This window comes from Nonomuraea turcica (assembly GCF_030718205.1).
Lineage (GTDB): Bacteria > Actinomycetota > Actinomycetes > Streptosporangiales > Streptosporangiaceae > Nonomuraea.
In genome coordinates this window covers 237,066-248,994 of the sequence record NZ_JAUZQF010000020.1, presented here as the reverse complement: position 1 = coordinate 248,994, position 11,929 = coordinate 237,066, and the positions used below count along the sequence as shown (strand labels likewise).

The following is an 11,929-nucleotide window of genomic DNA, read 5'->3' as shown; positions in this document are numbered from 1 at the left end:
GTCCCGCGGCGCGAGCAGCGGGAAATGGTCCATCATGTGATCTTCGACGAACTGATACGCGGGGTGCTCCGGGAATCGTCCAGGGACGCCTACGCCCAGATCATCGCCGATCTCGCGGACGACGGCGTCGAAGGCGTCATCCTCGGCTGCACGGAGATCGAGCTCCTGATCAGTGAGAAGGACACCGCCATCCCGGTGCTGCCGAGCGCCCGTCTGCACGCGGAGGCGGCGGCCGGCTTCGCGCTGGCAGATTGACACACACACTCGGTCGCGGCGCGAACGCCACGGGCGGCAGGAGTACGGTGAGCACCAGCGTGACCATGCCGGAGACGAACTACGCTTGGTAGCGAATGTGCTCGCGTCATCCCGCCGCATGTCACTGTGTGCCGACCGCCGCAATCGTCGGCGCGGCCGCGGGCACGAAGGTGACACAACCATGACATGGCGCGGACGAGGCGGGGACACGGCGGGCCGACAGTTGAGGGGTTGACCGGCGGACAGATGCGGGGGCGTGCTATGAAACTCGGGGGCGTGCCGCGAGTGTTGTTGATCGAGGACGACCCCGCCGTGCGAGAGGGCCTTGAGCTGGCCCTGACCCGGCATGGGCACCGGGTGCACGCGGTGGAGTCCGGCGAACAGGGGCTGGAGCGGCTGCGTGCGGACCCTCCCGACGTCGTCGTCCTCGATCTGATGTTGCCAGGCATGGACGGATTCGAGGTCTGCCGCCGCATCCGGGCCGCCGGGGAGGTACCGATCATCATGCTGACCGCGCGCAGTGACGACATGGACGTGGTGGCCGGGTTGGAGGCGGGCGCCGACGACTACGTGGTCAAGCCGGCGCAGCCCAGGGTGCTCGAAGCACGCATCAGCGCCGTGCTCCGGCGGATCGGCCGGGACCAGGCGGAGCTGGAGCGGCACGGCGACCTGACCATCGATCGGGCCGGACTGGTGATCTCCAAACGCGGCTTGCCGGTCAGCCTCGCCCCGACCGAGTTGCGCCTGCTGCTCGAGCTGTCGGGCACGCCGGGCCGGGTGCACAGCCGCCAGCAGCTGCTGGAGTCGGTGTGGGAGCACGGGTATTTCGGCGACTCGCGTCTCGTGGACGCGTGCGTGCAGCGGTTGCGCGCCAAGATCGAGGACGACTCGGCGACGCCCGTCTACGTGCAGACGGTGCGTGGGTTCGGATACCGGTTCGGACCGGTGTGAGCCGCCCGTGACACTCTGGTCGAGCCTGGGCCTGCGTACGCGGCTGTTGCTGGCGTTCGCACTGCTGTGTGTCGTCACTGCGGCGGCGGTGGCCGGCGGGATCTACGTCCAGGCCCGCAACGACATCCTGCAGCGGACCCAGGATGCCACGGTGCAGGCGATGAGAAGCCGCCTGCAGATGCTCTACCCGTTGCGGAGTGCCACGCCGGGCCCGGACGAGCTCGGCGACATCGCCGCCGCTGTCCCCGACCACAACAGCGTGGAGTTCGCGGTCGCCGTCTACCGCGGGATCTACTCGCCGGTCGCCCCGCCGGGGCGCTCCGGGCCAGGCCCCCCGGAGGGCTCCACGCCGGGCGGGAGGGTGCTGGACCTGGATCTCGGAGTGATTTCACCGGGGCTGCGGCAGGTGGTGGCCGACGGCGAGATCGCGTGGCAACGCGTGGTGCGGGACGGCGTGCCCTGGCTGATCATCGGCTCACCGTTGCTGATCGTCGAGCCGGACCGCACGACGCGGGTGTCCGGCATCGAGGTCTACGCCGCGCGTAGCCTGCTTGCCGAGCAGCGCAGCATCGACGAGCTCGCCACACTCGCCTGGGCCACCGGCGGGGCGGCCCTGGCGTTCGCGGTCTTCCTCGCGTTGCTGGCCACCCGTGGCGTGCTGCGCCCGGTGCGCGAGCTCGGCCGGGCGGCCCGCCTGCTGGGCGAAGGCGAGCTGCGGGCCAGGATCGCGGTGCGCGGCTCCGACGAACTGGCCGACGTGGCACGCACGTTCAACAACACCGCCGCGGAGCTGGAACGGCACGTCAAGCAGCTGCGCGAGATGGAGGCCGACGCCCGCCGGTTCGTGGCCGACGTGTCCCACGAGCTGCGCACCCCGCTGGCCGCGCTCGCCGCAGTCGCCGACGTCCTGGAGGAGGAAGCGGCCCGGCTGCCCGAGCCCGCAGGCAAGGCCGCCAGACTGGTCAGCCAGGAGACGCTCAACCTCACCGCTCTGGTGAACGACCTCATCGAGATCAGCCGATTCGACTCCGGCGTCGCGGCTCTCGCCCTGAACGAGGTCGACGTGGCCGAGCTGGTGCGCGCGACCTTGCGCATCCGGGGCTGGTCAGAACAGGTGCGCACCGAGCTTCCGCCGTCGGTGACGGCTCGGCTGGACCCGCGCCGGGTGGACGTCATCCTCGCGAACCTGGTCGGCAACGCCCTGCGGCACGGCGAGCCACCGGTCTCGGTACGGCTCAGCGCCGACGAACACTGGATCACTCTCGAGGTCCGCGACCACGGACCGGGGCTGGACCAAGCGGTGCTGCCCCACGTGTTCGACCGGTTCTACAAGGCCAGCGCGGCCAGGGCCAGGTCCGAGGGCAGCGGCCTGGGCCTGGCGATCGCGCGGGAGAACGCGCTCCTGCACCGAGGCGACCTCACCGTCACCAACTCCCCGGACGGCGGTGCCGTCTTCACGTTGCGCCTGCCACGCCGGGCCCACGATCCAGAGGAAGGCTCCGAATGAGGACCGGTCTCGCCCGCCGCGTGCTCGCCGCGGGCCTGGTATCGCTCGTCGCCGTAGCCGGCTGCGGCGTGCGGCCCAGCGACGTCATTCCCGCCGGTGACCCGCCGAGCGGAGGCGTCGCACGAACCAGCACGTCGATCACCCTCTATCTGGTGAAGGATGGGCGGCTCAGCGCGGTAACACGGCGCAGTGGTCGTCCCATGTTCCGGCCAGACACGCTCGCGCTGCTGGCTGACGGCCCCAGCGCGGCGGAGCAGGCGCGCGGCCTCACCACCGAGGTCCCGCCCGAAGCCGGACCTTTCTCGGTGACTCCCGAGGCGGCCGACCACTTGGTGGTGACCCTGTCCCTCCCGGCCGGCGAACTGTCCACACTGGCCGTCGAGCAGATCGTGTGCACCGTCGTCGCCGCCGCGGCGTCAGAAAGCCCTGTCCAGGTCACCGTCGTCGGCGCCGGGCAGAGCGTCGGCCCCCGAAACTGCCCGGAGCGTCGGTAGCGGCTCATCCTTATCGTCGGGCAAGTCGCCGTGGTCTTGGTCAGCTCGAGTGGAGCGTGCGGCTAGCGGTGGTAGCGACAGGGAACCGAGATGAGTCCACGGTGCCGATCACGGAGAACCAGATCTTAACCGAGGGCAGCTTCTCGAGCTGACGCTGATCCACTCGGAGAACAACAGCGCACGTATGGTTGCCTCCACTTAACCCGGGGCACACCAAAAGCCGGGTGTCGACCTTCTCTGGCAGGCGGTGATGGCACTGGACGCGGAACCGTCTGACTGCACGCTGATCAGCGTGTCCTCTGAGGAAATGTTCGTGGCCGCGGACGCCGGCGTCCAGGCGATCGGCGTGGTCACCAAGCACGGCAAGCGCAAGCATCTCGCTGGCGTCGGCGGGTCAGTTGCCGTCTCCTCGATGCATCAACTGGCTGAGGCACTCACGACCGTCTCCATCACGAATGCCCCCGAAACACCGCCCCAACCCTTTAGCAGGTGACACGTCCCTACGAAGGCAGGGCCATGCGGCTATGAAGTCAGGGCGATCCGCCGTCATGCGCACCAACTTTCTAAGCGCTTATCGCAAAGCCACAAGACCACTTCGTTACGAGTGAAGCGGAGCATCGTGGTCCAGGGCCAGCGCCGCTGCTCAACTGTGTGATGAAGTACGGGACCATTAGGCTATGTGAGGCGGCGTTGCTGTACTTCCCTGCTGTACAGCAGGCGGCCGCAGCGGCCCGAGGCGTGTCAGACAAGATGCACCAGATAGGGCTAGCAATACCTATTACGCGCAAGAGGTATAGGGGAGCCTGGAGTAGTTCATGTCGGACCGCAACCGGGCCTTTTGGGCGGCCACCTCCGGCAAAACCGTCCAGCCGACCGCACTCGCGGCAGCGGCTTGACATAGGAGCAACGCATGTCACTGGTGGGCAGGGAGGTCGAGCAAGCGCGGATTCAACGCCTGCTGGCAAATGCGCGCGACGAACGCAGCGGCGCGCTGGCGCTGCGGGGCGCGGCGGGCATCGGGAAATCGGTTCTTCTCGACCACGCTGTGTCGATCGCCGAAGCCGAGGGCAGCATGCACGTGATCCGCGGAGCAGGGGTCGAGTCCGACTCCGAGCTGGCGTACGGCGGCCTGCACCAACTCTTGTTTCCTCACTTGGATCGGTTGGACGCCCTCCCCGCTCCCCAGGCCAGGGCACTGCGTTGCGCCTTCGGCCTGTCAGAGGGAGACGAAGCCAACCGGTTCCTGATCTCCGCCGGCACCCTGTCGTTGCTCGCCGATCTGGCCGAGAATGCCCCGCTGCTGTGCGTGGTCGATGACCTGCAATGGTTCGACCAGGGTTCCGTGGAGGCGCTGTTGTTCGCGGCCCGCCGCTTCGTGGCCGATCCGATCGCGGTGCTGTTTGCGGTGCGCGAGACGTCGGTGCCGTTCGAAATCGCAGGCGTCGAGGTCGTGGATCTGTCCGGCCTCGCCGCGCCCGATGCCGCCCGACTGCTCGACGACCACGCACCGGAACTCATCGAACCGGTGCGGACCCGGGTCCTCGCAGAGTCCGGCGGCAATCCCCTGGCGATCATCGAGCTCGGGTCGTCGCGGCTCGCGGCAAACGATGTCGACGAGTCCGACCCGGCTGAGCAGGTCGGCCCGCTGCCGGTGACCCGCCGCGTTCAGGAGGCATTCCGCCACCAGATCGTGGGGCTTCCCGACCCTACCCAACGCGCGCTTCTGGTGGCGGCGGCCGACATGGCGGCGCCTCTTACGACGATCCTGCACGTGATCGAATCCCTCGGTGGCGCCGCTGGCGACCTGGCTCCCGCCGAACGCGACCGGCTGGTCTGGATCGACAGCCAGATCACGTTCCGCCACCCCTTGGTACGGGCAGCCGCCTACCAGGACGCGCCGCTGCACCGGCGGATCGAGGTACATCGCGCGTACGCCGAGGCGCTGCGCGCGGACGCCGATGCCGACCGTCGGGCCTGGCACCTCGCTGCTGCCACCACCGCCCCCGACGAGGCTGTGGCCGCCGAACTGGAAGGCGCGGCGGAGCGGGCCTGGCACCGAGGCGGCGCGATGGCGATGTCCGCTGCCTACGACCGCGCCGGTCGACTCAGTGCCGACCGGGAGCTGAAGGCCCGGCGTATCGCTCGGGCCAGCCAGGCCGCGTTCGATGCCGGCAAGGCCGACCGCGCCGCCCGGCTGGCGGCCGAAGCGCTCTCGCTCACCACTGACCCCGGCATCCGGGCCGCAGCCATCTATACCCGTGGCGCCGTGGAGTACGAACGCACCTCGCCGCGGGCCGATGCGGAGCTGACGATCGAAGCCGCCGCTTTGGTGTGCGACACCGATCCGGAGCGCGCCGCGCTCACACTCTACGAGGCTGCGCACGCCGCCCGGCACGGAGCGGCGCACGACCTCCTGCAGCGTGCGGCGGATCTGATGCGCGGGTTCACCCCGCCGGAGCACTGGGCACCCGTTGTCGCCGCCCTTCTCGGGTGGGCGGAGCTCTTCGCCGGACGCCCGGAGCTGGCCGTCGGCCCGATGCGCGATCTCCACACCGCCACACGCGGCGGCGGGAACGACCTGGTTCATCGCATCACGGCAGGGTTCGGCGGGCTCATGATCGCGGACGACGACAGCGTCATCGCGGGGACCGAGGACATGCTGGCCGAGGTGCGGGCTAACGGGGCGTTGGGGTGGGTCCCGTACACCCTGAACGTGCTCGCGGTGGCGCGGCTGTTCCGCGGCGAGTTCGCGGACGCCCGCGCGTGTGTGGCGGAAGGCGCGTCCGTGAGCGACGAACTCGGGAACACGACCGAGAGCCTTGCACACCGGTCGGTGGAGGTGTGGTTACACGCCGTGTCGGGTGACGAGGCACGCTGCCGAGCTCTTGCCGAGGAGGTGCTCGCGCGAGCCCGAGCCCGGCACCGGGTTAATGCCGAGATCGCGGCCTGGGGTCTCGGCATGCTCGACCTTTCCGCCCGGCGGTTCGGGGAAGCATTCGACCGGCTCGAGCGAGTGTCCCGGGGACCTGCAAGCCGCGACCTCCTGGTCCGGGCGGTGCCGGATCTGGTGGAAGCAGCCGTGCGCAGCGGCATGCCGGATCGCGCCCACGGACCACTGGCAGCGTTCCGCCACTGGGCTGAGTACGTCGACCGCCCGGTCGCCACCGGGCTCGTACTACGCTGCCGGGCCTTGCTGGCCGACGACGGCGACGCCGATGCGCTGTACGCCGAGGCGCTGCGGCTCCACGAGCGGCACGGCGGCCCCTATGAGCGCGCCCGTACCCAGTTGGTCTACGGCGAGTGGCTGCGCCGCCGGCGCCGCCGTACCGAGGCCCGCGCCCATCTCGCGGCGGCGGTGTCCGCGTTCGAGCGCCTCGGCGCGGGGCTCTGGGCCGAGCGTGCGCGCGGCGAGCTAGCCGCCTTCGGCGAGCGGGGCGATGAGCCTCAGCGCAGCGGCCCGCTCACCCTGTTGACCCCGCAGGAACTGCAGGTCGTACGGCTGGCCGCCACCGGTCACACGAACAAGGAGATCGCCGCACAGCTATTCCTCAGCCCACGGACCGTCGGCCACCACCTCTACAAGGCGTATCCGAAACTCGGCGTCACCGGTCGCGCCGAGCTGACTGACCTCGTCCAGCCCGCTGTTGGCGAGCCCTGATCGACCGGATGCGCATGTCGGGGAGCGTGGATGCAGTGGGTCAGACATCCCAAGGGGCCCAGGTCCTGTGGTCACCCGCTGATGACCGTCATCCGCTGGAGGTTGTAGGCGAAGATCCCGAGTCCGACCCAGTTCCGTGTGCCTGCGTGATGGCGTAGGCGCGGTGCGGCGCAGTCCGAACCCTCGTTTGAGGTGGCTGATGCGGGCCTCGATGCCCACGCGCCAGTTGCGCAGGGGGCGGAAGGATCGACTCTGCTCGTGTTGTCGGCGGGTCTTGCTCAGCGTGCCCCCGCGTTGCAGGCCGATGTGTCTGACGCCGAGGTCGGCGAGGGCTTTGTCGTTGGCGGCGGTGCCGAAGCCTCGATCGCCAGCCACCGTTGCCGGGATGCGGCCGGTGGCCTTACTGGGTGGGGTGTTGAGGCTTGCCTTTGCGAATGGGGCGGGCATCGGGATCGGCCGACGACACATCCGGTCGGGGATGGTGCGGTTACCTGCCAGGCGCTGCGCGGTCTGCCTCAGCAGTCGCTCCACCCCAGCGACCGTCTGCGCCAGGTCATTGACCAGACGGTTGAGCCGACCTGACGGCCGCCGGGATGCGGTATGGCGGGCATTGCGGATCACCGCGGCCACGTCGGTGAGCGTGCGAGTGGCGATGGTGGCGGCCGTCGCGAAAACGGGTCCGACGGGCCGCTCCAGCGGCCTTGATCCGTCGCACCAGCCCGTTCAGTTTGCGGACGCCGTGCTCCACCGACGCCAACGCGATCTGTCGCCCCGAGACTCGCAGCACCGGCCACCACCTCCGGAGAGAATGACACCGACGTCATTGTCAACCGGCCGAACCTCCGAGCGCTGTGATCGCCGAGGCCGGAAACACTTACCCCGGGGACTTCTTCAGGGGCAAGTAGCTAGTGGCCGACGCCAGTCATCGGTTTCCCGGACACCGGTAACGATGACCGATGCGTCACTGGGGAGCCCCCGCCTAGCGTTTCCAGCGTTCAGACAGCGGTCGTCGGCCGCAACGCTCGAATTCGTCAGAAACAACCATCGAGAGCAACGCCCACGACGAGGAGACGACAATGACGAAGTACTTTCTGAGCCTCCCCCACGACTCCGTCGAGGAGCCGACGACGGAGGGCATGGACCCCGGGGAGCTGCTGGAGATAATGGCCGCGGTCGATGCGTTCAACACCGCCCTTCAGCAGGCGGGCGCGTTCGTGTCCGCTGGAGGCCTGCACCCGCCGTCGAACGCGACCACGGTGGACTACTCCGGTGATAGCCCCGTACTCACACCAGGCCCCTTCGTCGAGGCCGAGGAGTACCTCGGGGGCTTCTGGATCATCGAGGCCGAAAACGACGACGTCGCGATCGAATGGACCAAGCAGGTCTCGCGGGCGCTGCGAAGCAGGATCGAGGTACGTGCCCTCCAGGAGGAACCCACTGCCTGACGGTCCGGCCGGCGACACATCAATGGCCCGAAGGCATGCGGCTTCGCTCTGATCCGACCGGGTTGGTAGATGCCACTGGAACCGTGCTTGCTCGCGAAGGCGACATCCTCTACGTGAAGGGTGGGACCGGAGACAATGGCGTATTTGTGGTGTCCGAAATCGAGAAGGTGATTCCCGCAGAATCGGTCACACCCTCAACGCGTTAACTCGCGCAACGCCGGGCCGGTCAGCACCCGTAGGGTCCGGTGCACGCTCACGACGAGCAACGGTCAGACCAGCAGGACAAGATCAACTCAGCGAGCGACACTCACCACGCAGGCTGATCCACGGATCGAGGCTAATAGCGACCCGGCCGCAGAAGCCAGACAACGTGCGCTGGTTCGCACTGCACGCCGGGAACGACGACAGCGCCGCGAGGGAGCCGGCTCGGCAGCGATGTCAGACAAGGCCACTGCTGTACTGCGCGCTTTCGCCGGTCGGATCACGCTTGCGACCCGTAGCGGATAGCCCGCGTCGTTCTCCAACGGCCACGCCGGCCGCACCGCGCCACGCAAGCCAATGACACCCAGGTATTGGGGTCAGCACAGCCCTGGTCACCCCATGGCGGCCCGGTTGTGCCCGCCGCAGCCACCGAGCCGCTTACTCCGCGTCTACTCGAGCACCCACACCAACCCCGCTCCGCCTACCCGAAAGGTCAACGTTATGACACTCCCGTTCGACCTCCGAAGGGTGCAGAGGAGAACCCTGATCCTCCTCATGGTGAGCCAGGTCGTCGGCAGCATCGCGGTCACGCTCACCTTCGCCGTAAGCGGGATACTGGCGGCCGAGTTGGCTGGCTCCTCCGGCGCTGCCGGCCTGGCTCAGGCGACCCTGATCCTGGGTGCTGGGGCGGCCTCCTACCTGCTGGCAACGTTGATGAACAGGAAGGGCAGGCGCGGCGGACTGGTTGCCGGCTACCTGATCGGCGCCATCGGCGCAGGTACGTGTGTCGTGGCCGCGACCACCGAGAGCTTCATTCTCCTGATCGCCGGCATGGGCGCGCTCGGTGCATCATCGGCGTCAACGAACAGTTGCCGATACGCGGTCACCGACCTCGCCCCGGAGGACCGCCGCGCCACCACGCTGTCGATGGTGGTGTGGGTCGCCACGGTGGGTGCGGTGCTGGGGCCCCTGATGGTCGGCCCGGCCCAGGCCGTGTCCACACGGCTCGGCCTGCACCCGCTGGCGGGGCCGCTGCTGGTCGACATGACCGGCGCACTCATCGCGGCACTGGTGATCTTCAGCCTGCTTCGACCCGACCCACTGATCATCGCCCGAACCTTGGGACGGCCGACTGGCCACCAAGCCGAACGCCACCGTGTGCGACCTCAGCGTCACGCCTCCCCACTCGGCCCGGGTATCGCAGCACTGATGCTCGCCAACGCCACCATGGTGGCCGTCATGGTCATGACGCCGCTGGAAATGCACCACCAAGGCGCAGCCCATACCGCCATCGGCGCTGCCCTCTCAGCCCACTTCCTCGGAATGTACGCGTTCGCCCCCCTGTCCGGCATCCTCTCCGACAGAGCCGGAGTGCCAACGGCATTGGTTACGGGAGGGGCCGTGCTGCTGGTCTCACTCGTGGTGCTGGTCGGCTGGTTCGGGCAGAGCCCGTTCACGCATGGACTCGGCCTCTTCCTGGTTGGCCTCGGCTGGTCGGTGTGCACCGTGGCGGCCTCATCGCACATCGCCGCAGGCTCGATGGGCGATACCCGCATGCAAGGCGCCGCCGACACCGCCATGACAGTCATGGCCGCGGCCGCGGCCGCAGCCGCGGGGCCGCTCATGGCGCTCTGGGGCTTCAATGGCCTGCTCGCCCTGGCCGCGGTGATGTCAACCGGGATCCCGCTGGCGGCGCACCGGATCCAACCCCAAAAGGCACCACTTACGACGCCGGAGGGCTTGATCTCGAGAACACCGCATCTCCCGCTGCGCCGCGCAGCCGCGCGGCCTCTCCGGACCTTGGGCGTTCTACCCCAAACAGGCGCAGACCAGATCGCACCTGGCCTGAAAGGAACGGACCATGACCGAACCTGAACGCAACGCCCTAGCAGCGCAGCGTAGAGGCGGGCCGGATCAGGTGGATCCGCCAGACCCTGCGGACGCCTACAACGCCGAACTACGCGCGCACAACGCACGACTGCGCACCGCCACAGGCGTCCAGGCCGGCGACCGGGTACTCGACATCGGCTGCGGCACCGGACAAACGACCCGCGACGCCGCCCGGACCGCCGCGCCCGGGACCGTGCTTGGCATCGACCTCTCCGCCGCAATGCTGCAGCGTGCCCGCGCACTCACTGCATCCGCACACCTCGACAACGCGACCTACCGGCACGGCGACGCCCAGGTGTACCCCTTCCCCAACGCGCACTACGACCTCGCCATCAGCCGCTTCGGAACGATGTTCTTCCCCGATCCCCTCGCCGCGTTCACCAACATCGCACGGGCGCTGCGCACTGGTGCACGCCTGGTGATGCTCGTCTGGCAGAGCCGGGAGCGCAACGAGTGGGCATCGGCCCTTTACGCGGCCCTCGGAACCTCCACACAAGAATCCAGGCTCCCAGGCCCGGGCACGACTGCGGTACACCCTCCAGACCCACCACACCAGCGGGGCGGGGGTCGTCTTCGACTCACGCGCATGGCTCATCACCGCTCACCGCACCGACAGCGGCCAACCCACCAGCACCCGACCCGCCACGACCAAGAGGAACGCACCATGACCAAGCAAACGGTCACCATCGACGGGATAGACCTGTGCTACGAGGCGTTCGGCGACCCGGCCGATGCCACCGTGTTGTTGATCGCCGGCGGAGCACAGTCGATGATCTGGTGGGAAGAGGGGTTCTGTACCCGGCTCGCCGAGGCGGGTCGCCACGTCGTGCGTTACGACCACCGCGACACCGGCCGGTCGACCAGCTCACCGCCCGGGCGACCGTCGTACACCGCCCACGATCTGACCACCGACCCGCTGCGAATCCTGGACACCCTGGGAGTGAGTCGCGCACACCTGGTCGGGCTGTCGATGGGAGGCGGCATCGCCCAGCGCATCGCCCTCGAACACCCCGAACGGGTGAGCACCTTGTGCCTGGCCTCAACCAGCCCCGCCGTCCCGGCCGAGCACGATCGTAAGCTCCCACCGCCGAGTCCACAGGTGATGGCCACGTTCACCGACCCCGAACCCGGGCCCGACTGGACCGACCGGGACGCAGTGGTGGCTTATCGGGTCGAGGCTGAACGGCCGTACGCGGGAAGCCTCGGGTTCGACGAGCCGCGCTACCGACAGCTCGCCACCCAGGAGGTCGATCGAACCCGGGACATGGCCGCCTCGATGACCAACCACTTCGTCCTCGACGACGACACCCCGACCGGCTCCCGGCTCGACCAGATCACCGCCCCCACCCTGGTCCTGCACGGCACCACCGACCCGATGTTCCCCCTCGAGCATGGCCAAGCCCTCGCCGCCGAGATCCCCGGCGCGCAGCTGGTCCTCCTCCCCGGCGCCGGGCATCAACAACCGCCACGAGAACTCTGGGACCTAGCCATCGCGGCAATCGTCGAGCACACCGAAGAAGGCTGAAGC

At 68.8% G+C, this 11,929-nt stretch carries 9 protein-coding genes and 1 pseudogene; 9 read left to right on the top strand and 1 reads right to left on the bottom strand.

Annotated elements, in window-relative coordinates:
• The 6 genes from Q9G87_RS42250 to Q9G87_RS42225 form a co-directional block, all read left to right on the top strand.
• A partial coding sequence (locus tag Q9G87_RS42250; protein WP_305922229.1) for an aspartate/glutamate racemase family protein occupies window positions 1–255 on the top strand: 255 nt, incomplete at its 5' end.
• A gap of 276 nt (window positions 256–531) precedes the next feature.
• Complete coding sequence (locus Q9G87_RS42245; protein WP_305922228.1) at window positions 532–1,206, top strand: response regulator transcription factor; 675 nt, start codon at window positions 532–534, stop codon at window positions 1,204–1,206.
• A 7-nt stretch (window positions 1,207–1,213) separates the two neighbouring features.
• Window positions 1,214–2,713: a sensor histidine kinase gene (locus tag Q9G87_RS42240; RefSeq protein ID WP_305922227.1), complete on the top strand. Its 1,500-nt coding sequence runs from the start codon at window positions 1,214–1,216 to the stop codon at window positions 2,711–2,713.
• The gene (locus tag Q9G87_RS42235) at window positions 2,710–3,207 is read left to right on the top strand and encodes a hypothetical protein (RefSeq protein WP_305922226.1); all 498 of its coding nucleotides are present in this window, start codon (window positions 2,710–2,712) and stop codon (window positions 3,205–3,207) included. Before Q9G87_RS42240 ends, Q9G87_RS42235 begins: the two co-directional genes overlap by 4 nt.
• A 250-nt stretch (window positions 3,208–3,457) precedes the next feature.
• A complete protein-coding gene (locus tag Q9G87_RS42230) occupies window positions 3,458–3,700 on the top strand; it encodes a hypothetical protein (RefSeq protein ID WP_305922225.1) in 243 nt (80 codons plus the stop codon).
• A gap of 417 nt (window positions 3,701–4,117) precedes the next feature.
• The gene (locus Q9G87_RS42225; RefSeq protein WP_305922224.1) at window positions 4,118–6,865 is read left to right on the top strand and encodes a helix-turn-helix transcriptional regulator; all 2,748 of its coding nucleotides are present in this window, start codon (window positions 4,118–4,120) and stop codon (window positions 6,863–6,865) included.
• A gap of 71 nt (window positions 6,866–6,936) precedes the next feature.
• On the opposite strand, the pseudogene Q9G87_RS42220 reads toward Q9G87_RS42225, so the two are convergent.
• Window positions 6,937–7,607: pseudogene (locus Q9G87_RS42220) on the bottom strand (transposase); the annotation flags it as partial.
• A gap of 334 nt (window positions 7,608–7,941) precedes the next feature.
• On the opposite strand from Q9G87_RS42220, the gene Q9G87_RS42215 reads away from it, so the two are divergent.
• The 3 genes from Q9G87_RS42215 (at window position 7,942) to Q9G87_RS42205 (ending at window position 11,926) form a co-directional block, all read left to right on the top strand.
• Entirely contained in the window at window positions 7,942–8,310 is a 369-nt protein-coding gene (locus tag Q9G87_RS42215) for a YciI family protein (RefSeq protein WP_305922223.1), read from the top strand.
• A 702-nt stretch (window positions 8,311–9,012) separates the two neighbouring features.
• Window positions 9,013–10,386 (top strand): MFS transporter, encoded by a 1,374-nt coding sequence (locus tag Q9G87_RS42210; protein ID WP_305922222.1) that lies wholly within the window; start codon window positions 9,013–9,015, stop codon window positions 10,384–10,386.
• Complete coding sequence (locus Q9G87_RS42205) at window positions 10,373–11,926, top strand: alpha/beta fold hydrolase (protein WP_305922221.1); 1,554 nt, start codon at window positions 10,373–10,375, stop codon at window positions 11,924–11,926. The genes Q9G87_RS42210 and Q9G87_RS42205 overlap by 14 nt, the downstream gene beginning before the upstream one ends.
• The last annotated feature ends 3 nt before the right edge of the window (window positions 11,927–11,929 follow it).